This window comes from Herbaspirillum rhizosphaerae, assembly GCF_001189965.1.
GTDB classification, from domain to species: Bacteria; Pseudomonadota; Gammaproteobacteria; order Burkholderiales; family Burkholderiaceae_D; genus Herbaspirillum; species Herbaspirillum rhizosphaerae.
In genome coordinates, this window is sequence record NZ_LFLU01000004.1 from 152,790 (window position 1) to 177,302 (window position 24,513).

25 protein-coding genes are annotated in these 24,513 nt (G+C 60.6%); 12 read left to right on the forward strand and 13 right to left on the reverse strand.

The features are described from left to right. Positions 1–16: 16 nt before the first annotated feature. The 3 genes from AKL25_RS08010 to AKL25_RS08020 form a co-directional block, all read right to left on the reverse strand. Complete coding sequence (locus AKL25_RS08010; protein ID WP_050477126.1) at positions 17–1,024, reverse strand: ABC transporter substrate-binding protein; 1,008 nt, start codon at positions 1,022–1,024, stop codon at positions 17–19. 84 nt (positions 1,025–1,108) lie between these two features. Next, positions 1,109–2,323 (reverse strand): MFS transporter, encoded by a 1,215-nt coding sequence (locus tag AKL25_RS08015; protein WP_050477127.1) that lies wholly within the window; start codon positions 2,321–2,323, stop codon positions 1,109–1,111. Positions 2,324–2,416: 93 nt separating this feature from the next. Continuing rightward, positions 2,417–2,983 carry an OsmC family protein gene (locus tag AKL25_RS08020; RefSeq protein ID WP_050477128.1) on the reverse strand — a complete coding sequence of 189 codons (567 nt, stop codon included), beginning with the start codon at positions 2,981–2,983 and terminating at the stop codon, positions 2,417–2,419. 282 nt (positions 2,984–3,265) lie between these two features. Here AKL25_RS08020 and AKL25_RS08025 point away from each other — a divergent pair, with 282 nt between their 5' ends. The 5 genes from AKL25_RS08025 to AKL25_RS08045 all read left to right on the forward strand — a co-directional run bounded on the left by AKL25_RS08025 (position 3,266) and on the right by AKL25_RS08045 (position 7,769). Then, positions 3,266–4,303: an ABC transporter substrate-binding protein gene (locus tag AKL25_RS08025; protein WP_083444614.1), complete on the forward strand. Its 1,038-nt coding sequence runs from the start codon at positions 3,266–3,268 to the stop codon at positions 4,301–4,303. Positions 4,304–4,340: 37 nt separating this feature from the next. After that, positions 4,341–5,378, forward strand: a complete 1,038-nt coding sequence (locus AKL25_RS08030; RefSeq protein WP_157050541.1) for an ABC transporter permease — start codon at positions 4,341–4,343, stop codon at positions 5,376–5,378. Continuing rightward, positions 5,372–6,190, forward strand: coding sequence for an ABC transporter ATP-binding protein (locus AKL25_RS08035; RefSeq protein ID WP_050477129.1), 819 nt, complete (start codon positions 5,372–5,374; stop codon positions 6,188–6,190). The genes AKL25_RS08030 and AKL25_RS08035 overlap by 7 nt, the downstream gene beginning before the upstream one ends. Continuing rightward, the gene (locus tag AKL25_RS08040; RefSeq protein ID WP_083444615.1) at positions 6,187–7,389 is read left to right on the forward strand and encodes a c-type cytochrome; all 1,203 of its coding nucleotides are present in this window, start codon (positions 6,187–6,189) and stop codon (positions 7,387–7,389) included. Before AKL25_RS08035 ends, AKL25_RS08040 begins: the two co-directional genes overlap by 4 nt. An 83-nt stretch (positions 7,390–7,472) precedes the next feature. Next, positions 7,473–7,769: a cupin domain-containing protein gene (locus tag AKL25_RS08045; protein WP_050477130.1), complete on the forward strand. Its 297-nt coding sequence runs from the start codon at positions 7,473–7,475 to the stop codon at positions 7,767–7,769. A 110-nt stretch (positions 7,770–7,879) separates the two neighbouring features. Here the strand turns inward: AKL25_RS08045 and AKL25_RS08050 are convergent, their stop codons facing one another. From AKL25_RS08050 to AKL25_RS08060, 3 genes are read right to left on the reverse strand one after another with little or no spacing between them, the layout of a single operon-like run. Then, complete coding sequence (locus AKL25_RS08050; RefSeq protein ID WP_050477131.1) at positions 7,880–8,671, reverse strand: MetQ/NlpA family ABC transporter substrate-binding protein; 792 nt, start codon at positions 8,669–8,671, stop codon at positions 7,880–7,882. 14 nt (positions 8,672–8,685) lie between these two features. After that, on the reverse strand, positions 8,686–9,348 hold the full coding sequence (locus tag AKL25_RS08055) for a methionine ABC transporter permease (protein WP_050477132.1): 663 nt from the start codon (positions 9,346–9,348) through the stop codon (positions 8,686–8,688). Then, on the reverse strand, positions 9,345–10,355 hold the full coding sequence (locus tag AKL25_RS08060) for a methionine ABC transporter ATP-binding protein (RefSeq protein WP_050477133.1): 1,011 nt from the start codon (positions 10,353–10,355) through the stop codon (positions 9,345–9,347). The genes AKL25_RS08055 and AKL25_RS08060 overlap by 4 nt, the downstream gene beginning before the upstream one ends. Before the next feature lie 255 nt (positions 10,356–10,610). Here AKL25_RS08060 and tauA point away from each other — a divergent pair, with 255 nt between their 5' ends. From tauA to AKL25_RS08075, 3 genes are read left to right on the forward strand one after another with little or no spacing between them, the layout of a single operon-like run. Beyond that, entirely contained in the window at positions 10,611–11,621 is a 1,011-nt protein-coding gene (tauA, locus tag AKL25_RS08065) for a taurine ABC transporter substrate-binding protein (protein WP_050477296.1), read from the forward strand. Further along, positions 11,591–12,436: a taurine ABC transporter ATP-binding protein gene (locus AKL25_RS08070; RefSeq protein ID WP_240475681.1), complete on the forward strand. Its 846-nt coding sequence runs from the start codon at positions 11,591–11,593 to the stop codon at positions 12,434–12,436. The genes tauA and AKL25_RS08070 overlap by 31 nt, the downstream gene beginning before the upstream one ends. A gap of 21 nt (positions 12,437–12,457) precedes the next feature. Continuing rightward, a complete protein-coding gene (locus AKL25_RS08075; protein WP_050477134.1) occupies positions 12,458–13,360 on the forward strand; it encodes an ABC transporter permease subunit in 903 nt (300 codons plus the stop codon). 9 nt (positions 13,361–13,369) lie between these two features. Here AKL25_RS08075 and AKL25_RS08080 read toward each other — a convergent pair whose 3' ends face one another. Further along, positions 13,370–14,014 carry a TetR/AcrR family transcriptional regulator gene (locus tag AKL25_RS08080; RefSeq protein ID WP_050477135.1) on the reverse strand — a complete coding sequence of 215 codons (645 nt, stop codon included), beginning with the start codon at positions 14,012–14,014 and terminating at the stop codon, positions 13,370–13,372. 80 nt (positions 14,015–14,094) lie between these two features. On the opposite strand from AKL25_RS08080, the gene AKL25_RS08085 reads away from it, so the two are divergent. After that, the gene (locus tag AKL25_RS08085) at positions 14,095–14,772 is read left to right on the forward strand and encodes an O-methyltransferase (RefSeq protein WP_050477136.1); all 678 of its coding nucleotides are present in this window, start codon (positions 14,095–14,097) and stop codon (positions 14,770–14,772) included. 60 nt (positions 14,773–14,832) lie between these two features. Here AKL25_RS08085 and AKL25_RS08090 read toward each other — a convergent pair whose 3' ends face one another. Next, positions 14,833–16,107 carry an amidohydrolase family protein gene (locus tag AKL25_RS08090; protein ID WP_050477137.1) on the reverse strand — a complete coding sequence of 425 codons (1,275 nt, stop codon included), beginning with the start codon at positions 16,105–16,107 and terminating at the stop codon, positions 14,833–14,835. 251 nt (positions 16,108–16,358) lie between these two features. Here AKL25_RS08090 and AKL25_RS08095 point away from each other — a divergent pair, with 251 nt between their 5' ends. Next, entirely contained in the window at positions 16,359–17,459 is a 1,101-nt protein-coding gene (locus AKL25_RS08095) for an extracellular catalytic domain type 1 short-chain-length polyhydroxyalkanoate depolymerase (protein WP_240475682.1), read from the forward strand. Between the two features lie 74 nt (positions 17,460–17,533). Here the strand turns inward: AKL25_RS08095 and AKL25_RS08100 are convergent, their stop codons facing one another. The 5 genes from AKL25_RS08100 to AKL25_RS08120 form a co-directional block, all read right to left on the reverse strand. Then, positions 17,534–18,535 carry a bile acid:sodium symporter family protein gene (locus tag AKL25_RS08100; protein ID WP_050477138.1) on the reverse strand — a complete coding sequence of 334 codons (1,002 nt, stop codon included), beginning with the start codon at positions 18,533–18,535 and terminating at the stop codon, positions 17,534–17,536. Positions 18,536–18,744: 209 nt separating this feature from the next. Continuing rightward, positions 18,745–20,136: a 4Fe-4S binding protein gene (locus AKL25_RS08105; RefSeq protein ID WP_420840707.1), complete on the reverse strand. Its 1,392-nt coding sequence runs from the start codon at positions 20,134–20,136 to the stop codon at positions 18,745–18,747. 6 nt (positions 20,137–20,142) lie between these two features. Further along, entirely contained in the window at positions 20,143–21,012 is an 870-nt protein-coding gene (locus AKL25_RS08110) for an FTR1 family iron permease (protein ID WP_050477140.1), read from the reverse strand. 21 nt (positions 21,013–21,033) lie between these two features. Next, positions 21,034–21,390, reverse strand: a complete 357-nt coding sequence (locus tag AKL25_RS08115) for a cupredoxin domain-containing protein (RefSeq protein ID WP_083444616.1) — start codon at positions 21,388–21,390, stop codon at positions 21,034–21,036. A 129-nt stretch (positions 21,391–21,519) separates the two neighbouring features. Continuing rightward, positions 21,520–22,050: an iron transporter gene (locus tag AKL25_RS08120; protein ID WP_050477141.1), complete on the reverse strand. Its 531-nt coding sequence runs from the start codon at positions 22,048–22,050 to the stop codon at positions 21,520–21,522. 448 nt (positions 22,051–22,498) lie between these two features. Between AKL25_RS08120 and AKL25_RS08125 the strand changes: the two genes are divergently transcribed. Next, positions 22,499–23,176 (forward strand): phosphonate utilization associated transcriptional regulator, encoded by a 678-nt coding sequence (locus AKL25_RS08125; RefSeq protein WP_050477142.1) that lies wholly within the window; start codon positions 22,499–22,501, stop codon positions 23,174–23,176. Positions 23,177–23,229: 53 nt separating this feature from the next. Further along, positions 23,230–24,483, forward strand: coding sequence for a phosphonoacetate hydrolase (phnA, locus tag AKL25_RS08130; RefSeq protein ID WP_050477143.1), 1,254 nt, complete (start codon positions 23,230–23,232; stop codon positions 24,481–24,483). Positions 24,484–24,513 lie beyond the last annotated feature (30 nt).

The following is a 24,513-nucleotide window of genomic DNA, read 5'->3' on the forward strand; positions in this document are numbered from 1 at the left end:
CGTCGACAAGAGAAAATCAATGCGCGGCGGCGTCATAGAAGGTGGTATTGAACATGTTGGGGACATCGACTGCCGGTCCGGACAAGGTACCGGTCTCGGCCTGGAATTTTTGCAATGCCAGCGTGGCGGGAATGATCAGATTCGGATCGGCGACAAACTGGCCTTTGGAATTGCGAATCGCCTGCTCCACCAGTTTGACCGGCAAGCGGCCGCCGCCGACATATTTTTGCACCATCGGCGCAGCCTTCGCAGGCTCATTCTCCAGCATCCTGGTTGCAGCAATGTGCGCCGCCAGCAGCGCCTTCACCAGCGCAGGCTGCTCACGCAATACTTTTTCACGAACCAGCAAGACGGCGCCCGGCTGCTTGGGAAACAGCTCCGATCCGCGCGCGATCACTTTCGACTTCGGCGACTTATTCAGCACATTGGTCGTGGTCGGTTCCAGAATGACGGCGCCATCGATGGCGCCCGTCAGCAAGGATTCCTGAATCTGCGATTCGCCCTGGTAGATCAGCTTCAGCTGAGACGTATCTGCGCGCACGCGGTTGCGCAACCAATACTGCAAAGCCGCCTCCGGTACAGCGCCTTTGGGATAGCTGGCAATCACCGCCTGGCGGCCCTTGTCTTTTGCAAAACGTGTGAATGCGGAAGCCGGATCGCCCGAAGCGAAGTAAGGCGCCAGATTGCCCAGCGCCACAAAACTGACCTGTTCCACGATGTTGGATGCCACGACCTTGATATCCGCGCCCTTGGCGCGCGCCACCAGCGCCGGACCGATGCCGACATAAGCGATATCGAGCTGCCCCGCCAGCAACGCCTGCACCATGGCAGGTCCGCTCTGGAATTGCACCAGCTTGGGCGCGCCGGCGTCTTTCGGGAATGTCCCCTGCTCCATCGCGATGAACAGCTGGGCGTCGGGAAGAATCGGCATGTAACCGACTTCAAGCGGCGCCGACATGGCGGGCTGTGCGCCAAGCAAAGCAACGGTCAGCACCGGCAACATCCAGGCAAATACTCGCTTCATTGTTCTCTTTCTATGGGGTAAGGAAGGCGCATCGGGTAGCCGCGCATTATAAATTATTCTGTCTGCCGGCCTGCGCCCGGAGCTTCAGCCGGCGGCGCGCAAGCCTTTTTGCACCTGCCATGACAAGGGCAAGGTCAACAGCAGGATCACCGCCAGGCTGATCAGCGCAAACGAAATCCCCGCCGTATCGCCCAACCAGCCGAACACCACCGGCGCCGCAGCACCGCCCGCAATGGTGCCGGTATAGAACAAGGCGAAGGCATGTTCGTGCTTGCCCGGCTCCGCCAGTTCCGGCACCACGCCATACAGTACGGATGACGTACCGTTCAGCGCCAGTCCCAGCAAGGGCAGCATCAGCATCACGCCCGGCAACGGCAAGAATACCGCCGCCACGATCAGTAACGACGTCGCCGATTCGGTGATCCAGACCGTCTTCATCATGCCGATGCGCGCGCCCAGATAGCCGCACAACAGTTTTCCGAAAGCACCGCCGACGAACAGCAGCGACAGCGCAAGGCCGATGCCGGCCGTACCGGCGCCTTTGCTCTTGAGCAGAAACGGCAGGAAAGTCAGGAAGCCCATGCGCACCGCGCTATCGAGCGTGCCGGTCATGAGCAAGGCCCGCAGTCCGCTGCGGGAACCAAGGCCGATGGAAGTTTTCACTTTTTTTGCTTTCGCCAATGCCCGTTCGTCCCGCACAGGAATCAGCCACCATAGCAAACCAGCCGCCGCCAGCCCCAGCAAGCCCATCAGGGTCACGCTGGTTTGCCAGCTCATGACCACCAGCGACAGCCCGACCAGTCCCGGGATCAGCGTCTTGCCGATGTCGCCGGCAAAATTGTATTGCGACAGCGCTTCCTTGACGCCGCCGCCGGCCTGGTGCGCATCGGTGACCAGCGATGATGCCAGCGGATGCTGCGTGCTGGCGCCCAGTCCGCCCAGCACCAGCGCAATCATCAGCACCGCCAGTCCGCCGGCCTGTCCGGCAATCAGATAGGCCACGCCCGCCAGCGCCGTACCGCCCACCAGCATGCGTTCGCGCCCCCAGCGTCTGGCCATCCTGCTGGCCAACAACTGGAACGCCGCCATCGTGCCGGAATACGATCCGCGCAGCAGCCCCACCAGCGCATAGCTGATGGAAAACTGCGTCTGCCAGATCGGCAGCAGCACATAGATGAGATCGGTCAGCCCGTCGTGAACGGCGTGCGCGCTGCAGGCGGCGATCAGCGAGCGGCGGCGGACGGATGCATCGCTGATGTCCACACTGCCGGGGAGGGATGCGGCGTTGGTATCCTTCATGATTCTTTTGCGCGGGAGAAAGACGGAAGCCGCCAGTTTACTACCGTCTCCGGCATCGCGTCATACCCGCCGATGCCGCCGCGCATACCCGACTTATCCCGAGATCGCGTGCTCTTCTTCCAGCTTGTCCCACGCGCTGGCGGTATGGCGAATCTCTGCGCGTATCGTCTGCGGATTCTTCAGCAGATTCAGAATCGGGCAAGTCTTTTCAACCGTCTCGAACAAGGCCTGCACGCTCTCTGCGCTCGCCGGCGACACCAGATGGACGGTGTAGCCGATGTCGTGCGGATAGATCGGGATATCTTCATATCCCGGACGCCCGCCGCGCGGATCGATCTTCCCCGTGACTTCGACTTCGAGCGAATCGACCGGCACCTGCTGATGCGCGGCGTGGATCAGGAAGATGTGCGTCACGCAGGAACCCAGCACGCCCAGTTGCAATTCAGGAGAACTCGGTCCGAGGTTGTAGCCGGCGAAATCCGGCGGGCTGTCGCTGATGATCTGATGGTCGCGGATGCGGATGCGGCGCACGCCGCTGCGTCCTTCAGCGCTGACTTTTGCCGCCAGTGCCGCCGGGCCTGCGTCGCCGGCAGTGATAAGGGCTTCGCGCGCCAGCACGGCGCTGCGCTTTTCGGACAGATAGTGATTGAGTGTCGTCATGGTCTCTTTCTTTGTAGGAGGAAATGCGGATTGGATGCACGCAGCCGGTAGTCTCCCGCCGCCGGAGAGCAGCGGCAACGAAGGTTTTTACATATCCATATTTGCCGTATTACGTTTGATGGCAAGACGCACTCTGCGCATAAATAAACGCATTCTTATTCTTTGACCATGCCGACTGCGGTCATTAGTCTTCACTTGTTTCGTCGGCGGCGCGTCTGCATTGCCAAGACATGTGCAGCGCTCGTCTTGCCGTTCCGGTCAACCAAGTGGGAGTTACCAATAATGAAAAAAAACAGCATTGTTCCAGAGTCCGATATCCTCTCTTCATGGTCGCGCCGCGACGTATTGCGTGCCGGTGCAGCCGCCGCGCTGGTGGGCGCCGGCGCTTCGCTCGCCTCGCGCAACGCCTGGTCGGCGCCGCCGCGCAAGCTGACCTTCGCCTGGAGCGCCATTTCGTTCTGCCTCTCGCCGGTAGTCGTGGCGCAGGAACGCGGCTTCTTTGAAAAGAACGGCCTCGATGTCGAATTGCTCAACTGGGGCGGCTCCACCGATCAACTGCTGGAAGCGCTGGCAACCGGCAAGGCCGACGTCGGCGTCGGCCTGATCCACCGCTGGCTCAAGCCGCTGGAAGCAGGCTTCGACGTCAAGATCGTCGGCGCAGCCCACGGCGGCTGCCTGCGCATGGTGGGCGCCAATCAGGCCGGCGTGAAAGATCTCAACAGCCTCAAGGGCAAGGTCATCGGCGTCTCCGACCAGAACAGCCCGGCCAAGAATTTCTTCGCCATCCATCTGGCCAAAAAAGGTTTCAATGTCGAGAAAGACGTGGAATGGCGTGTCTATCCGGCCGACCTGCTCGACGTCGCCGTGAAGAAAGGCGAGATCCAGGCCATCGCCGACGGCGACCCGAACATCTTCCTGATCGAGAAGCGCAACAAAGGCGTCTTCACCGAAATCGGCAATAGCGCCATCGGCGAATACAAGGACAAGATCTGCTGCATCCTGGGCGCACGCGGCGATCTGGTGCGCAACGACAAACCGGCTGCAGCCGCCGTCGTGCGTTCCATCGTGCAGGCGTCGGAATACGTCGCCGAGAATCCCAACGAAGCCGCCAAAATCTATGCCAAATATTCGCCGAAAGTACCGGTTGAAGACCTGCGCGCCCTGCTGACCAGCCTGACGTATCACAACCATCCGACCGGCAAGCCCTTGCGCGATGAAGTCGAATTCTTCGCCCGCGATTTCCACACCGCCGGCGTGTTGAAAAAATCGACCGATCCGGTGCGGCTGGCCAATCACGTCACCTTCGATCCGCTGGCCTGATCTGCAACGTAAAAATGCAACGCAAACGGAGTTCACCATGACAACTTCCACGACCAACGATGTCTTGCTCAGGGCCGGCCAGGCCGGTCTGTTCGACGGCGTACGCGCATCAGGCATTTCCGGCATCTGGCGCACCGGTTTGCTTGCGGCGGCCACCTGGCTGCTGCTGGGCTTGATCACACTGCGCTGGCCCAACAAGGAAGTCGGCTTCAGCGACTGGGCCTTCACCGATGAGTTCGGCTACGCCGCAGTGGCAGTCGCCGTGCTGCTGGCAGTACTTGCCCTGAGCGGCGACCGAGCGGGCCGCGTGGCGCAACTGCTGCGCCCCGCCGGCCAATGGCTGGTCGCAGCGCCCTTGCTGCTGGGCATATGGGAAATCCTGACCGCCAAGCTGGGTGTGCTGCCCACGCCCTTCTTCGCGCCACCGCAGAGCCTGATCGAAGTCTACAGCGAAGACTGGCGCCGTCTCGGCATCAGCACCGGTTACTCGCTGCGCCTGCTGGTGCACGGCTTCGCTGCCGGCGGCCTGGTCGGCTTTCTGGTCGGCGCCACCATCGGCTGGTCGCGCGTGGCGGGCTACTGGGTACATCCGGTGTTGCGTTTCCTCGGCCCTGTGCCGGCGTCGGCATTGCTGCCGCTGGCGTTCTTCTTTGCACCGTCCAGTTACGCGGCGGCGGTCTTCCTGATCGCACTGGCGACCTCCTTCCCGGTGGCGGTGCTGACCTGGTCCGGCGTGGCCTCGGTGAACAAGAGCTACTACGACGTGGCGCGCACGCTGGGCGCATCGGAGTGGTTCCTGATTCTGCGGGTGGCAATTCCTGCGGCCCTACCGCAAGTCTTCGTCGGTCTGTTCATGGGACTCGGCGCAGCGTTTTCGGTACTGGTGACGGCTGAAATGATGGGCGTGAAGGCCGGCCTCGGCTGGTATCTGCAATGGGCCCAGGGCTGGGCAGCCTACAGCAACATGTATGCGGCGCTGATCGTGATGGCGATCCTGTGCTCGAGTCTTATCACCCTGCTGTTCAAGGTGCGCGACCGCGCGCTGTCGTGGCAGAAAGGAACCGTCAAATGGTAAACGTAACGGTGACAACGCTGGAACAGCAACCTCAACAAGCGCCAGCGCAAAGCAAAGCCGGCGCACGCATCGACATCGAACATGTCAGCCACTGGTTCAAATTGCCCAATGGCGTGCTGCAGGTGCTCGACGATATTTCCCTGACGGTGGAGCCAGGCGAATTCGTCGCCCTGCTCGGTCCCAGCGGCTGCGGCAAGTCCACGTTGCTGCGCCTGGTTGCCGGATTGGAGCCGGCAACCACCGGGCAAATTGCACAAAACGCGGAGAAGATCACGCGCCCCGACCCGTCGCGCATTGTCGTGTTCCAGGATCCGACCCTGTATCCGTGGCGCAAGGTGTGGGACAACGTTGCGCTCGGCTTGCAGGCGCGCGGCCTGTTGAAGGAACAACGCCAGCGCGTCGACGATGCGCTGGCGCTGGTCGGCCTGAGCGAATTCGCCGACGCTTTCCCGCATCAGCTGTCGGGCGGCATGGCGCAACGCGTGGCGCTGGCGCGCGCGCTGGTCAACGATCCGCAATTGCTGGTACTGGACGAGCCGCTGGGCAAACTCGATTCGCTCACCCGATTGCAGATGCAGAGTGAACTGGTATCGCTGTGGCAGCGCAATGGCTTTTCCGCGCTGCTGGTGACGCATGACGTGGAAGAAGCGCTGTTCCTCGCCAACCGCGTGATCGTCTTCAGCGACCGCCCCGCGCGCATCCGCGCCGAGCTCAGGGTTGACTTGCCGTATCCACGCCACCGCGGCGATCCGCGGCTGGCGGAGCTGCGCCATGAAGCCTTGCGTCATCTGGGATTGGATGCAAGCTGGTGATTTTTTCTTCGTTGTCCGACTGGATCAATCTGCTGCTGAGTGCGATCCAGGTTTTGCAAGAGAGTTTTCTGCATGCGCTGGCGGCGCTGGGATTGGCGCAAAGCAGTCACGGCCAGCCGGCCTGGCCTTTCTCCCATCGTCTCAGCGGCGAGGTCATGCTGATCGATCGCAGCGTGGCGCGGCAACTGCTGAGCGCGCTGGGATGGTCTGCCGCGGCCTTGCTGTCGTTCGCCATCGCCTGGTTGTGGCGGCGCGGCCGCCTGGCGATGCTGCTGGTCGCCGCGGTCATCGTATTTTTCACTTCATGGCCGGACCGCCGGTTGCTGCTGGCGCCGGCCGAACCGACCAGCTTTCACGTTTCTCCTTCCGGCTTCAGCGCCGCGGCCATCGTCCACGGCAAGCAACTCTACGACCAGCGCTGCGCCGCTTGCCATGCCGCCGATGGCAAGGGCGACACGCCGCTGGCGCTGTCAGCGCCGGTCGCACCGCCCAATCTTGCCAGCGGCCTGTTGTGGCGACGCGCCGATGGCGAGCTGTTCTGGAAGATCGCTTACGGCATGCATGATCGCCACGGCGCGACCACCATGCCTGGCTTCACGCGCCAGCTTACAGATAACGATCTGTGGGACCTGATCGATTTCATGAAGGCCAATGCCGCCGGCGCGAGCATCCGCGACATCGGTGCATGGGATCAGCCGGTCGCCCTGCCGACGCTCGCCGGCGGCTGTGAACAATCCTCGCAACCGCCCACCACATCATCGAACCCATGGCCCGGTCAGCGCGTACGCCTGGTGCTGGCTTCGGCAAAACAGCCTGCATCGTTCCCGCTCGACGACCCGCGTCTGCGCAGCGTGATTCTTGCCGACGGCGCAGTCTCTCTCCCTGCATCGCACGCGGGCGCACCGGCCATCGATTGCCTGCTGCATTCGGACGACGCCTGGCAGGCGCTTGCCATCATCACCGGCGTTTCCCCCGACAAACTCGCCGGCACACAATTGCTGACCGACCGCGACGGCTGGCTGCGCGCGCGCAAGCAGGCCGATGACAATGGCAACTGGTCCGAGTCCGACATCCTCTGCCGGGCGCCTGCGACGATGAACAAGGACAATGCAGCCGGCGGTCTCGACAGCCTGATCGCAGCGATGGATGCGGAGCCGGTACGCTTCGTCAAAGGCGGCTTCGTGCATGCGACGCAATAGCCGTCCAAAGCAGTCTGCGCGCAGCCTCTGGCGATGACGCTTCTCTCGGATGACATCAGAACAAGCACACCTGGAAACACACAATGTCCCTCTTTAATTTACTCAGCATTTCCTCCGGCTTGCCGGAGGCATGGCAATCCACCGTCCTCGGCCAGGTCGGACCGGCACGCATCAAGGTGCTCAGGATGAACGAGATGTCGTACGAGGAGGAAGTGCACGATTACAACGAAGGACTGTTGGTCCTCAGCGGCCGCATGCTGCTGGCAGTCGCGGGAGAAACGGTGACCGTCAGCGCCGGTGAACTCTACCTCGCCGAAGCAGGCGTGGCCCATGCGGTCTTGCCCGGCAGCGACGGCTGTCTGGTGATTGTCGACGTGTGATCCGCAGCGGCGGAGGCGTACTCTCCGTCGCAGAGTCCAAGAAATAAAAAAGCCCGGTTTCCCGGGCTTTTTAACGTCATCGGATAGCGATGATGGCGAACATCAAGACGTCAGAACGCCGGAACGACAGCGCCTTTGTACTTCTCTTCAATGAATTTCTTCACTTCAGGCGAGTTCAGCGCGGCGGCCAGCTTCTTGAATGCCGGGCTGTCCTTGTTGTCTTCGCGCGCCACCAGCAGGTTGGCATACGGCGAATTGGCGTCTTCGATGAACAGCGAATCCTTGACTGGGTTCAGCTTGGCTTCGATCGCATAGTTGGTGTTGATCAGCGCCACGTCGACCTGGTTCAGCACGCGCGGCAAGGTCGCTGCTTCCAGCGCGCGAAATTTCAGCTTCTTCGGATTGTCGGTGATGTCCTTTTGCGTGGAGGAGATGTTGCTGGTGTCCTTCAGCTTGATCAGACCGTTGCGCGCCAGCAGCAGCAAGGCGCGGCCGGAATTCGACGGATCGTTGGGGATGGCGATCGTCGCGCCGTCCGGAATATCTGCGGTCTTCTTGTATTTCAGCGAATACGCGGCGAACGGTTCTACGTGCACCTTGGTGACCGGCACTTCGATGTCGTTCTTGTGGCTCTTCTTGAACTCGTTCAGGTAAGGCTGATGCAGGAAGAAATTACCGTCGACCTGTTTTTCATTGGTTTGCGCAGCCGGCTGGACGTAGTCGGTGAACACCTTCACCTGCAGATCGACGCCTTCCTTGGCCAGCGTGGGCTTGAGGAATTCCAGGATTTCGGCATGTGGGACCGGCGTTGCGGCGATCACCAGCTTGTCGGCTGCCTGCGCCCCGCTGATGGCAAGGTAAGACAACGAGGCTGCGAGCAGAAGGGATAATTTGCGGGACATGTAAGACTCCTTTTTTATTTACGTGTGAAATGCAGGACCAGGCGATCGCCGAAGAACTGCAGTAACTGCACCAGTACCACCAGGACCGCGACGGTGACGATCATCACCTCGGTCTGGAATCGTTGATAGCCGAAGCGAATCGCAAGATCGCCGAGGCCCCCGCCGCCGATCACGCCCGACATGGAGGCATACGACATCAGCGTGATGGCAGTGATCGTGACGGCTGCAAGCAAGCCGGGAAGCGCCTCCGGCAGCAAGGCGCCGAAGATGATCTGATAGGTGCGCGCGCCCATCGCCTGACAGGCTTCAATCACGCCGCGGTCGATCTCGCGCAGGACGTTTTCAACCAGACGGGCAAAGAACGGCGCGGTGCCGATCACCAGCGGCGGGATCGATCCCTCGACGCCGAGCGAGGTCCCCACCAGCACCAGCGTCACAGGAATCAGGACGATCAGCAGGATCAGGAAAGGCACCGAACGCAGCACGTTGATCACAAACGACAGCACGAGATAGACGCCGCGCTGCGGGATCAACTGCTGGCGCGCCGTGATGAACAACAAGATTCCCAGCGGCAGACCGATCAGGACGGTAAAGAACAGCGATGCGCCGGTCATGACCAGCGTCTCCAGCGTGGCCTGCCAGACGTCGCTCCAGTCGACGATGGAGAAGTCGATCATGACAGCACCTCGTGATGAATCTGATACTGATCGAAATGCGCAAACACGCGCCGGATGTCGTCGTCGCTGCCGTTGAGTTCCACCAGCAGCTGTCCGTAAGGCGTGTCCTTGATGCGCGAGATCGTGCCTTGCAAGATCGTGATCAGAGCCTGCGTCGCAGCAGTGATATTGGTCAGGATAGGCTGGTAGGTAATGTCGCCGACGAAGGTCAGGCGCACCAGCTTTCCCTTGAACTGATCGGCGCGCAAATCGGATTCGTTGTCGAAGATATGACTTTCGGCAACCAGCTTTTGCGTCACCGCATGCTGCGGATGCAGGAAGACATCCGCTACCGTCCCGGTCTCCACGATGCGGGTATCGTCGATGACCGCGACGCGATCGCAGATGGTGCGGATGATCTGCATCTCGTGCGTGATCAGCACGATCGTCAAGCCGAGCTTGCGGTTGATGTCGAGCAGCAGGCGCAGGATGGCTTGGGTGGTTTCCGGATCGAGCGCGGAAGTCGCCTCGTCGCACAACAGCAGATGCGGATAATTGGCGAGCGCGCGGGCGATGCCGACGCGCTGCTTTTGTCCGCCGGACAACTGAGAAGGATACTTGTCGCGATGTTCGCTCAGGCCGACCAGCTCGAGCAATTCCGCCACGCGCCGGCGGCGCTGCTCCGGTGTATATTTGCCGGTGACCTTCAGCGGCCAGTCGATGTTGGCGGCGACCGTCTTGGCGCTGAGCAGATTGAAATGCTGGAAGATCATGCCGACGCGCTGGCGCAGCTTGTGGAGATTGGCGCTGTCGAATTGCGTGATGTCTTGGTCTTCGATGAAGACGCTTCCCGAAGTCGGACGCTCAAGCAGATTCAGCGTACGTATCAGCGTACTTTTTCCTGCGCCGGAGCGACCGATGATGCCGAACACTTCGCCTGCTTCGATCTGCAGGTTGATATCGGTCAGTGCTGTGATGTCCCGGTTGGCAACGTGGTAGGTTTTATGGAGATGCTCGATGCGAATCACGGGATGACAGGGATGAGTTATTGAATAAGATGCGGTCAGTCTAACAATGGAAAAACAGGCTGTGAACGCATAAATCCGCCGATGCATATCTGGTTTTGTAATAAGAAAAATACGCGCACTCATCTGCACAACCGGCAAACAACAATCCCGTATAACCGTCTCTCAAACACCGCATATGCATAGCCGGAAATATTCGTATTGCGGCGCAAACGCGACTTCTATACTCGGACGACTTTCCACTTCGTCACGAATAAAATGAAAAAAACATTGCACGCTCTGGCCTTTACCGTATTCGCTGCATCGACGCTCCTGACGGGAACCGCCGTCGCACAAAACAAGGAAGTCGTCATCGCCTATCAGGACATGGTGGTGCCGTGGCGCTATGCGCAGGATGCGCAGACGCTGGAGCAAAAGACCGGCTACAAGGTCACCTTCCGCAAGCTGGCCAGCGGCGCCGATGTGATCCGCGCACTGGCGTCCGGTTCGGTGCAGATCGGTGAAGCCGGCTCGGCGCCGATTGCATCCGGTCTGTCGCAGGGCCTGGAGATCGAACTGTTCTGGATCCTCGACAACATCAACGACGCGGAAGCGCTCGTAGTGCGCAACGGCAGCGGCGTCAAGAGCCTGGCCGATCTGAAGGACAAGCGCATCGCGGTGCCGTTCGTCTCCACTTCGCACTTCCATACCCTGCTGGCGCTGGAAAACGCCAAGGTCGATCCGCGCAGCGTGAAGATCCTGAACATGCGTCCGCCTGAGATCGCTGCCGCATGGGAGCGCGGCGACATCGACGGCACCTTCATCTGGGATCCGGTGCTGGCGAAAGTGAAGAAGAACGGCCAGGTGCTGATCACTTCCGGCGAGATCGCCAGACAGACCGGCAAGGCGACCTTTGACGGTATCGTCGTGAGCAAGACGTTCGCCCGCCAGAACGACGCCTTCCTCACCGAATTCGTGAAGACGCTGGCGGCGACCGATGACAACTACCGCCGCAACAAGGCGGCATGGACTGCTGATTCGCCACAAGTCAAAGCCGTTGCGAAATGGTCCGGCGCGGAGGCGGCTGAAGTACCTGCCAGCCTGGCGCTGTATGAATTCCCGACACTGGAGCAGCAAGCCTCGGCGCAATGGCTGGGCGGCGGCGCGGCCAAATCGCTGGCCGCCACGGCCGCGTTCCTGAAAACCCAAGGCACCATCCAGACCGTCTTGCCGGATTACAGCACAGGAGTGAATGCAACATGGGTACGCAAAGCAACAGCAGCACGCTGACCCCTCCGGCGGCCCAGACGCAGACCGGCGGCCGGCTCGACATACGCCGGCTGTCGGTGCGTTTTGCATCGACGGCCCGGGATGAGGTGCGAGACCAGGCGCTGGCCTTGTCCCATGTCGATCTGGCCATCGCGCCGGGAGAATTCGTGGTGGCGCTGGGGCCTTCCGGCTGCGGAAAAACGACGCTATTGAATTGTCTCGCCGGATTCGTGCAAGCGTCCCAGGGCGAGGCCTTGCTTGACGACGTTCCGATCACCGGCCCCAGCCCGGAACTGGGCGTGGTGTTCCAGAAGCATGCCCTGCTGCCGTGGCTGAACGTGGTCGACAACGTCGCACTCGGCTTGCGTTTTCGCGGCATTGCGCGCAGCGAACGCAGCGCCGTCGCGCTGGAAAAACTGCGGCTGGTCGGGCTGGAGCAATTTGCACAATCGCCGGTCTATCAACTGTCGGGCGGCATGCAGCAGCGCGTCGGCATCGCCCGCGCGCTGGCCAACGATCCGCGCGTGCTGCTGATGGATGAACCGATGGGTGCGCTTGATGCCTTGACGCGCGAGTCGATACAGGAGCTGCTGGTCGAGGTGTGGCAGCGTACCGGCAAGACGATTTTTTTCATCACGCACAGCGTGGAGGAAGCCTTGTTCCTGGGTTCGCGCGTGATCGTCATGTCGCCGCGTCCGGGCCGCATCGCGCATCAGTTCGAGCTGCCTTTTTCACGCGACTATCTGGCGTCAGGAGATGCCCGCGCGGTCAAGTCGTCGCCGGATTTCATCGCGTGGCGCGAACGTCTGTTGCAACTTGTGCATCAGCCATCCTGATATCTTTCAAGGCTTCCGATCATGACTCCTCCTTCGTCGTCGCCTGTCGCTCCGGATACCTTCTGGAGCGATGCGGCTGCACCTTCCCCCGCATCTGTTCAGATCCCCGTCGCAACCACGCTGTTGCCGGCGGCGAAAGTCTATCCGCGCCCCGGCAGCGGCAAGACACTGGGCGTCACCATCGTAACGATCGCGATTCTTTTTCTGGCCTGGTGGGGCATCACTGCGCAGGCGTGGATTCCGCCGCTGTTTCTGCCGTCGCCGTCGGCAGTGTGGAATGCGGCAGTACAGGCATGGAACGGCAATGTGCAAGGCGGCCTGCCGCTGTGGCAGCATCTGGCGTGGAGCCTGCTGCGCGTGTTCGGCGCCTTCGTTCTGGCCGCAGTGACCGCCGTGCCGCTTGGTTTGCTGATGGGTACCAGCAGCATCGTGCGCGGCGTCTTCGATCCCTTGCTGGAGTTTTACCGGCCCTTGCCGCCGCTGGCCTATCTGCCGCTGATCGTGATCTGGTTCGGTATCGATGAGACGGCAAAGATTCTACTGATTTTTCTCGCCTGCTTTGCGCCGATCGCCGTGGCCACGCGCGCCGGCGTCGCCGGGGTGCTGTCGGAGCAATTGCATGCCGCGCTGTCGATGGGCGCGAGCCGCCGGCAACTGCTGCGGCATGTGATCCTGCCGGCGGCGTTGCCTGATATCCTGACCGGCCTGCGCATCGCCATCGGCTTCGGCTGGACCACGCTGGTGGCGGCGGAAATGGTGGCCGCCACGGCCGGCGTCGGACAACTGGTGTTGAATGCCTCCAACTTCCTGCGCACCGACATCGTGATCATGGGCATCGTGCTGATCGGCATCGTGGCGTATCTGTTCGACCTGGTCATGCGCCGGCTGGAACACAAGCTGGTGCCGTGGAAGGCGCATCGCTGATATCTCAATTCACTTTCGTGATGCACTACCCTGGCAGCTGCTGAGGTAGGCGCAAAACATGTCAGCCATGGCGTCGGCGTAGACCTTGATCTGCGCCGGCGTACGCGCGCTTTCCGAAAAATCCTTGCCTACCGCGCTTAGCGTGGCCGTGATCAGCTCGCCGGCCATGGCGCGCGTCTTCTTCGATGCATCGGGCAACACCTTCAGCATGAAGCGCTGAATGACGCATTCACCGGCGGCTTTTGCGGCCTGCACTTCGGGGGCGTCCCGATACAGCGGTGCGGCGTCGTTGAGCGCCACGCGCATGGCGGCTTCCTCGCATTCCGAACGGATGAAGGCATGCACCAGGATACGCAATCGCGTCAGCGGCGGCTTGCGGACATCTTCCAGGATCGTGCGCAGCAAATCGGTAGTCTGCTGCCACTCGTCGCTTTGCAGACGGAACAAGATCGCCGCCTTGTTCGGAAAGTATTGATACAGCGAGCCGACGCTGACGCCGGCCCTCTCCGCCACGCGGGTGGTGGTGAAGCGTTGCGCCCCTTCCTGCGCCAAAACCTGAATAGCGGCTTCAAGCACCGCCGCAACGAGGTCGTTCGAGCGTGCCTGCTGGGGCTGTTTTCTAGAGGAGAGCTGGGCTTTTCGGCGATCGGTCATAAGTGGAATGGCAATGCGAATAGGAAACCTGAAGACTTATTCGTATTATACCTACTCCCATTTCAACTACATTTATCGCTATGACGACCTTAACCACTACCCCGCTTGCTCCCTTGTTGTCGCGCCTGTTCGACGAAGCCAAAGCCGCCTCGACAGACGTGATGGCCGCCGTGGCCGATCTCTCCGAATCGGAGCGCACCCGCCTGATGCGCAGCAAGACCGACTACCGCGATCTGTATGCGCGCTTCAGGCATGTCGGGCTGCCGGTCTCGCGCGAAACCGGCACGCTGCTCTATATGCTGGCGCGCAATTGCCGCGCACGTTCCATCGTCGAATTCGGCACCTCGTTCGGGATCTCTACCCTGCACCTGGCGGCCGCCTTGCGCGACAACGGCGGCGGTCATTTGATCACCAGCGAGTTCGAGCCGTCGAAGGTGTTGCAGGCGAAGGCCAATCTGGAGGACGGCGGCCTGCTCGATCTGGTGGAAATCCGCGAAGGCGATGCCTTGCAGACGCTGAGCGTGGATCTGCCGGAAACCGTCGACTTGCTGCTGCTCGACGGCGCCAAGGCGCTCTATCCGGAGATCCTCAGCCTCATCGAGAATCGCCTGAAGCCGGGGGCATTCATCGTTGCCGACAATGCCGACTACAGCCCCGACTATCTGCAGCACGTGCGTTCTCCCGGGAGCGGCTATATGTCAGTGGCTTTTGCCGACGACATCGAATTGTCGATGTGGACCGGCAAAGTGCATCTGTAAACCGTACTGAATCCTGCCGATCCAAGGCAGGCGCCGGCCCTTGCATAAGCCTGGAGGTCGCTATCGTCCCAGCCTGAAATTGACGGTCTGCGGCCGGCCCGGCAAGTTCAGGCTGGCCCGCGCCGCCGGCGCCTGACTGAGGACTTTGCCGCGGCGAATCACGAATCTGCGTGCCGCACGCAGGCGGATGGCCTCGATCGGATCGGCCGCATCCAGCAACACCAGATCGGCATGGCAGCCGACCTGCAATCCGTATCCGTCCAGACCCAGGATGCGCGCAGGCGTTTCCGTCACCGCCCTGAAGCAGTCGCGCATGGCCTCTTGTCCTGTCATCTGCGCCACATGCAACCCCATGTGGGCGACTTCCAGCATGTCGCCCGAGCCCAGGCTATACCAGGGATCCATCACGCAATCGTGGCCGAAGGCGACGTCGATGCCGGCGGCCAGCATCTCCGGCACGCGCGTCATGCCGCGGCGTTTCGGATAGCTGTCGTGACGCCCTTGCAAGGTAATGTTGATCAGCGGATTGGCGATGGCGGCAACACCTGCCTCCTTGATCAGCGGCAGCAGCTTGCTGACGTAGTAGTTGTCCATGGAATGCATCGACGTCAGATGCGAACCAGCCACCCTGCCCTGCAGTCCCAGGCGTTGCGTGTGATAGGCCAGCGTCTCGATATGGCGCGACAGCGGATCGTCGGATTCATCGCAGTGCATGTCGACCCGCAAGCCTTTTTCGGCGGCGAATTCGCACAGCAACCGGACCGACTCCGCGCCATCGGCCATGGTGCGTTCAAAATGCGGAATGCCGCCGACCACATCCACACCCATGGCAATCGCGCGCTGCAGATTCGCGAATGCGGTCGGACTGCGCAATACGCCGTCTTGCGGAAACGCCACCAGTTGCAGGTCGAGATAAGGCGCGACCTTTTCCCTGACATGCAGCAAGGCTTCCACCGCCAGCAAGCGATCGTCGCAGATATCGACATGCGAGCGGATCGCCAGCAAACCGCGCCCGACCGCCCAGTCGCAATATTGCAAGGCGCGCTCGACCAGCGCTTGCTGCGTCAGTTCAGGCTTGAGTTCCCCCCACAGCGCAATGCCCTCGAGCAGCGTGCCGGACGCGTTGACGCGCGGCAGGCCGTAGCTCAAGGTGGCGTCCATGTGGAAATGGGCATCGACGAACGGCGGCGTCACCAGATCGCCGGCGGCGTCGATTTCCTGTGCGCCCTGCATGGCGATACCTGCACCAATGGCGGCAATGCGCCCGTCTTCGATGCCGATGTTCACGCCTGAACTGCCGTCCGGCAGACTTGCATTGCGTATGACCAGATCCATCCGAAATCTCCCCAGAGTGGTAAGCGGCAGGTCAGCGATAAGTCAAATACAGGTCATCAGGCCGTGCGCTTTGCCGTGACTTTTGTTACGCGTATTCCTACGTCTCTTCCGTATTTGACCGTATTTGCACCTTGCACAGCCTAAGCTTACTGCAGCGCCGCAATTTTGGGGAACATTGGCGCGCGCATCGCGTCTGCCTGCATGCAGATGCAAACAATCCAGGCAGACCAGCCTTTCGTGAACAGGCCATTATGTTGAAAAAACTCAATCGCATGTGGCTGAGCAGCGTCAGAAAAGCCGGCAAGGCGCAACAAGCCAGGACGGTGAATATGTTCAAGGCCATGCTTGCCCAACCCAGCCCGGTCAAGGCTGTGCGGGTGAAATCATCCGCGTCGGCGGTACCGCGCAAGCCGAAGGCGGCAATAAAGACTGCGGCACTGCCAGGCACGTGGAGCAACGCCTATTGCTCAACTGACACCGTCCCTGTGCGCCGCATGCGTTACTGGCTTTACCTGCCGCCGGCGGAGACTGTCCCGGCATCGGGCAAGCCGCTGCTCGTCATGCTGCACGGCTGCGAGCAAAACGCCGCCGATTTTGCCGAGGGAACGCGCATGAACCGGCTGGCCGGCGACAAGGGCTACGCGGTGCTGTATCCGCAGCAGTCGCTGCGCACGCATCCGAACCGCTGCTGGAAATGGTATGACCCGGCCACGCAGCGCGGCGGCGGCGATATCGCGCTGATCGTCAGGATGATTCGTCATGTCATCGAAGAACACGCCATAGACCCTCGCCGCATCTACGTATGCGGCATCTCGGCGGGTGCGGCGATGGCGCAGATTCTTGCGCTCACCCATCCGGAACTGATCGCGGCGGTCGGCATGCATTCGGGGCCGGTATTCGGCGTCAGTCGCACCGCGATGGGTGCTTACGGCGTCATGCAGCACGGCAGCGCAAACTCGCTGGCGCCGATCGTCAAGGTATTGGAAAAGATCCCTGCCTTTCCTCCGATGCCGGCGATCCTGATCACCGGCGACGATGACAAGGTCGTTCGATCGCTCAATCAGATACAGCTTGCGGGACAGTTTATCCGGCTTAACCACGCAGCCGATCTCACGCCCTTGCCGCCCGTTGAGAAGAAATTCGGACGCGTATCGAAGAAGCATCCACGCAAGAACACCATCCAGGTTCGCGATTTCGTCGCGGGCAAAGCAGTCCTGGTCAGATCGATACATATCGCCCGCCTCGGCCATGCCTGGAGCGGCGGCGACGACAAGTTGCCGTTTCACGCCAAGGGGCCGGACGCCGGAAAGCTGATGCTTGCGTTTTTCTCACGGCATCGGCGCAAGGCCTGAGGTTCCTGATCGACGGCAACAAAAAAGCCCGCAGTTGGATTGCGGGCTTCCTGTTTTGCCAATCCTGCCGGCGACTATCTTGTCTGTCCGGCCTGAGCGGTCGCGTCGCTTTCTTCCGGCCGGCTGCCGTAACGCTGCGCCATGACGGCGCATACCATCAGCTGAATCTGATGGAACAGCATCAGCGGCAGCAACACCATGCCGACGGTCTGGCTGGCGAACAGCACCTTGGCCATCGGCACGCCGCTGGCGAGACTCTTCTTCGAACCGCAAAAGACGATGGTGATTTCATCTTCCTTGTTGAAGCCCATGCGACGGCTGCCGAATGTCGTCAGCGCCATGATGATTGCCAGCAGCAAGGCGCTGATCGCGATCAGGCTGATCAGCATGGTCGCCGGCACCTGGCGCCACAGGCCTTGATTGACGGCTTCGCTGAAGGCCACATACACCACCAGCAGCACCGAACTCTGATCCACCCAGCGCAACCAGGACTTGTTCCTGTCCATCCAGGCGCCGATCCACGGGCGCGCAATCTGACCCGCGACAAAAGGCAGCAGCAATTGATAAACGATCTTCAGGATGGAGTCGAGCGAGGAGTGCTGGGCGTTATGCGCCACCACAATCACGCTCACCATCAGCGGCGTCAGGAAGATGCCCAGCAAATTGGAGGCGGAGGCGCTGCAAATCGCCGCCGGCACATTGCCGCGTGCGACCGAGGTAAACGCGATGGACGACTGCACCGTCGACGGCAGCACGCACAGGAACAGGATGCCCAGGTAGAGATCGGGCGTAATCAGCAGCAGCAATGCCGGCTTCAGGATCAGGCCCAGCAACGGGAACACCGCGAACGTGCACAGCAAGACCGTTACATGCAAACGCCAGTGCACCATGCCGGCCACCACTGCCTGGCGCGACAACTTGGCGCCGTGCATGAAGAACAGCAAACCGATCATGAAGGTGGTCAGCCAGTCGAAACCGACTGCAACGTTACCTGTAGCGGGGAAAAAGCTGGCGGTGATGACGACAGCCAACAGCATGAGCGTCAGGTTGTCGGGCAAAAAGCGAGGGCGGGCCATAGAGATATCTGCTGAGTTGTTCTGATTACCGTCCGTGGCGGACGAAACCCGCTATTTTACGCCACTCGGCAGCGTTGTCTGCCGGGGCATCGGCATCGGGCAGGCAAAAGCGGTGGAATTGGCACAGAGACGCCGTCAAACGGGTATGTTGCTTTGACGGCTGCGATGTCCGAGTTACGACAAGTAAGCCGAATCCGGTTTGAAATTGCTTACCAGATCCAGAACATCAGCAGCCAGGCGTAATTGACCAGCGCCAGTGCGCCGACAATCGGCACCAGGGCCAGCACGCGCTGCGGAAGCGATGTGGAATGCTCGCCGATGACTTTCCAGGCAAGCCAGACGCTCCAGAGCGTCATGACGCTCAACAGCGATGCGCGCACATCATTGGCCCAATCCACCGGCCAGTGTTCGGCGCGCAGCAGACTGATGGTTGTCGCCGACAAACCGACGAACACGCCGCAACCCGCCAGCGGGATGGCCGATTGCACCAGGTGATTGAAACGGGAGCGATCCCATTTGCCCAGGATGCGGTTACTCAGGGCAAACAAGGTCGTCAGTGCGGTACCCAGCACTAATGCGGTGACCATGATGTAGGAAACCACCATCGCGCCGTCGAGCCAGCTGAACACGTCGCTTTGCTGCGGATAATTGGTCAACAGCCACCACGGCGCATTTGTGTCGAACGGCCACATGATGTCGCGGTCGATCAGCCAGGTGGCGATGAATTGCTTGGCTTCCACGAACCAGGGGCTGGCGCTCCAGTGGAAAGCGCCGATGGCGATACCGAACAGGCCGTACAGCACCAGCGCGCTTTCCCACAGGTTGTTGTTCTTGCGACCGACCTTGACGATCTCGACGGTCGGCGCACGCCATGTCAGTGCAATCGCCTCGCGGTGACCGCTGCAACGACCGCACATATGGCAATCGGCCGCGCCCTTCATATTGCGTAGCGGCACCAGCGGCGCGCAATTGACGGGAATGGTCTTCTTGCCGTGCGTATCGTAAGAAGCGCGCCAGGCGTCTTCGTTGACTTTGTAGTGGAACGGCGCCAGCTTGGCCAGCAGGCCGAATACGCCGTTGACCGGGCACAGATACTTGCACCAGACGCGCTTTTCGCGGCCGTAGAGATAGCCGACGATCATCGCGCCCAGCGTCGAGCCGCCGAGCACCAGCAGCACTGCCTTGGGATATTGATAGACGCTGACCATCTGGCCGTACACCGTGGTCAGCGCAAAAGCCACGAACGGCCAGCCGCCCCAACGCATCCAGTGCGGGATCGCCTTGCCGCGGCCGAACTTGCTGGCGAACTCGGTGAGTGCGCCTTCCGGACACAGCACGCCGCACCAGACGCGCCCCATGAGCACCATGCTGACCAGCACGAACGGCCACCAGATGCCCCAGAAACAGAACTGCGAAATCAGCGTCAGGTTGGACCAGATGTGCGCGGTTTCGTCGGGCAGCGGGAGAAAAATGGGAACGAGAATGAGGATGGCATACACCAGTACGACGACCCACTGGATACCGCGGATCAATGCGCCGTTGCGGCGCATCCAGTCACCCGTAAGCGCCAGGCGGGTATTGGGAAGCGTACAGGTGCTCATATCGTCTTATGCAGCTTGCTTGTTAACTTGCGGTTTCTTGACTTTGCCAAGCGCGGAGGATACCACAAGCCAATAAATGACATAGATGGCAACGCTCATCAATGCAGGATGCGCGCGGTAGCCCGTCAGCGTCGATACAAGGCTGCCGAAGGTGCTGGAATCATCCAGCAGCCAGCTGGTGTCCCACACCGGCGCGGTCAGCGAAGAAACAAAACTCAGCGACGAGAACCAGTCCGAACTTTCCAGCAGCAAATCGAGCAGTTTCTCGACGCCGGTCAGCAGCAAACCGGCAGCCAGCAACAGCAGGATGATTTCGGTGACCTGGAAGAAACGGCGCCACGAGAAAATCTTGCCGCCCAGTTGCAGCAGATAGAAGGTCAGGAAAGCCAGGGCAAAGCCGATCACGCCGGCAAAGATCAACGCGCCGCGGCTGGCATCCTGCTCGCCCATGCCGATGCCGTACAGGAAAACCGCCGTCTCGCTGCCCTCGCGCGCAATCGCCAGCGCCACCAGCAGGAACACACCCCACCAGTTGCCCGCTTCCGTGCTTTCCTTGAGGGACGATTCCATATCCTTCTTGAGCGTGCGCCCATGCTTGCGCATCCAGAACACCATTTGCACGATCAGTACTGCAGCGATCAGCACCATGCCGATCTGGAAATAGGTTTGCGCGTCGCCCGCCAGCAATTCGCTGAAGCCCAGCAAGGCAGCACCCAGCGCCACGGCGGTGACGACACCTGCCGCCACGCCGGCCCACAGATACGGCAAGCCGCGACGTGCAGCGGCGTCGCCGTTGTTCAGCCAGGCATACAAAATACCGACCACCAGCAAGGCCTCGACGCTTTCGCGCCAGACAATAAACAGGACCTGGCCCATTACTTTCCTTTCAATGACTCTTTATTTGGCGACGATCACGCCTTGCGGCATGTTCAGATGGAAGTCGTCAAAGAATTTGTATTCGCCGGGACGCAAGGGCGCAATCACGACAAAAGACTGTGCGCCGGGCGCGAGGACTTTTTCCTTGCGCAGCTCGACGCTTTCGAATTCGGCGGCGCTCTTGCCGATGTTGTGGATTTCGATCTTGATGCGCTGTCCGGCAGGGACTTCGATGCGCGCAGGAATGAACTTGCCGTCCTGCATTTCAAGCTTGAAAGTCAAAATATCCGCGGCGAAGACGCTCGCGGCAAACAAACTGCATACCAGACCGATCAGACCGGCCACGAATGGTGTTTTACGCGCTTTACGCAAAGACATCCTTTGCTCCTACGTTGCAAGGTCCTGCATCTGACCCGTCAACAAGGACTGGCAAATGCGCGGACCGGGTCAGCATGGCATGCGCAAAACGACGTCTTGCGCATGCCTCGTTCAGATCACGACTGCAGATCAGTAACCGCCCTTTTTGCCGACGCCGGCGAAGGTGAAGTCATACGACAGTTCGAAAGGCTTGAACCATGGCGCAACGCCGGTTTCCTTGTCGACGTGGCGACCGAAGTGTCCCGATGGCGGTGCAATAGTCAGTTTCAGCTTGTACTTGCCCGGACCGTCGAGCTTGACGTTGTCGCCGTAGTGAGGACCGTCGCTGGCCACCATCGGCATCATGTCGCCCTTGATGACCTTGGCCGAACCGGCCTTGGTCAGTTCGAACTTGATGTTCAGGTAAGGCATCCAGTCGCCTTCGGCAAAACCGTTGGGATTCTTGGCGACGGCGCGGATATCGGCTTCCAGGTGAACGTCGGATTCTTCGGCTTTACGCATCATGCCGTCCGGTTCCATCTTGATCGGCTGCAAGTAGACCGCGCTGACTTCCATACCGCCCTGAATCTGCGGTTTACCGATAGGATATTCGGCTGCGCCGGCAGCAGACATCGCTGCAAACATGGCGGCGGCGACTGCGATTTTTTTGATACCGATCATATGATTTCTCTCCGACTCGTTAGATGATAATGATTACCATTAAAGTATAGCATCATCTGAGGTAACGCACCTCATACCATCGTATGAGAAGTGCAAGAAATACGGAGCGAAATCGGTTCAGGCAGCTTGCTGCAAAATGCGCAGGCAATAAAAAACCCGCACCTTGCGGCGCGGGTTAAATCTAATTCAGGGGATGAATTAGAGGGGGGAGTCCGTACGATATACCCGCCCTCACCTCGCCTCCAGACCTCTTACAAACTGTTACGGGTATTAACAAGTCTTGACGTCCCGCTGGGGCGATCTCGCCAAAAGCTTGACCAGTCTGGGTTCTAAGCATCTCAATCAAATTGTCTACAATCTACAGTTTACAATAAACGGCTGGCATGCAAAAATCCCCTCTATTCAATCTCAACTGCATATCGCTTCACTGCGGAAGGCAACAAGCCTCATGGACAAACTCACTCCCCTGCAACTGGTGCAGTCGAATTCGCTGACGATGATCATTCAGGACGAAATGGAAAAACTCATCCTGCGCGGCGAAATCGACGTCGGCGGCCGCCTGAACGAGAGCGAGCTGGCGCAGCGTTTCGGCATCAGCCGTGGGCCGATTCGCGAAGCCTTCCGCGGCCTCGAGGAATCCGGGCTGGTGCGCCAGGAAAAAAACCGCGGCGCCTTCGTGCGCGAAATCTCCATCGAGGAAGCCGACGAAATCTACGACCTGCGCGAAGCCATGGAAGACCTGATCGGCCGCAAGCTGGCGCAGCACATCTCCGAAGAGCAACTGGCCGAGCTCAGACGCCAGGTCGAGCACATGGAAGAAATCGCCGCCAGCAAAGATGCCGCGCTCTACCATCCGCTCAACCTGCAATTCCACGACACGCTGGCGAGCTTCACCGGCAACGGCAAACTGCTCGCGGTATATCGCAAGCTGACCAAGGAGTTGCTGTTGTTCCGTTTGCGCGGCTTGTCGGCCGGCGGCGGCATGGCAGTCTCCAGCCAGGAACACCGCGACATCGTCGACGCCATCGCCGCACGCGATGGCGAAAAAGCCGGCGCGACCTTGCGCCGCCACGCTGAGCTGAGCCGCGCACGCATGCATCGCGCCGTCAACGGCGCCCCCAACTAAGCAAAGAAGCGACTCCCGATAAACCGACACGCGCAATCATCCGAGGATCCAGCATGAACAACACCGTGAACGTGAACCGGCGCAATTACCGCTGGCCCGATGTACCCGTCGTGGTGGTGTGCGTCGACGGTTGCGGGTTCGACTATCTGACCGCGGCAGTCGACGCCGGCGTCGTGCCCTTCATCGGCAGCATGCTCAAGGACGGCAGCCATTTCATCGCCGACAGCGTGGTGCCGACCTTCACCAATCCCAACAACCTGTCCATCGTCACCGGCGCGCCGCCGGCCGTGCACGGCATTTGCGGCAACTACTTCTTCGATCCCGCCAGCGGCGAAGAAGTGATGATGAACGATCCGAAATACCTGCGCGCCGACACCCTGCTCACCGCCTTCGCCGATGCCGGCGCCAAGGTCGCGGTGGTGACGGCAAAGGACAAGCTGCGCAAACTGCTCGGTCACAAACTCAGAGGCATCTGCTATTCGGCGGAAAAATCGGACCAGGTCAGCATGGCCGAGAACGGCATCGATGATGTGCTGGCAATGGTCGGCCTGCCGCTGCCCTCGGTGTACAGCGCCGGCTTGTCCGAGTTCGTGTTCGCTTCCGGCGTCAGGCTGATGCAGCGCTATCGTCCCGACCTGATGTACCTGTCGACCACCGACTATGTGCAACACAAGGCTGCGCCCGGCACGCCGGATGCCAATGCGTTCTATCAGATGATGGACGGCTACCTGCAACAGCTGGACGAGATGGGCGCCGTCATCGCGCTCACCGCCGATCACGGCATGAACGCCAAGCACGCACAGGATGGTTCGCCGAACGTGATCTACCTGCAAGACGTGCTTGATGATTGGCTCGGCGCAGACAAGACGCGCGTCATCCTGCCCATCACCGATCCGTATGTGGTGCATCACGGCGCGCTCGGTTCTTACGCCACGATACACTTGCCGTCCTGTCTCCATGCGCAGGAACTGATGACGCGCCTGGCTTCATTGCCCGGTGTTGAAATCGTGCTGGACCGTGCGGAGGCTGCCGCCCGTTTCGAACTGCCGCCGGACCGCATCGGCGACATCGTCATCATCTCGCAGCGCGATACCGTGCTCGGAACGGCGGCAACGCGCCACGACTTGTCCGGCCTTGACGTGCCGTTGCGTTCACACGGCGGCTTGTCGGAGCAACAGGTGCCGCTGATCCTGAATCGTCGCGTCGAAGGTGTGGCCGGCAACCGCCGCCTGCGCAATTTCGATGCCTTCGATCTGGCGCTCAACCACGTTACCGCCGTCGCCGCGAAACAAGAGAACGCAGCCTGAATGCCGTTGTGTTCACCATGTCACATTGGG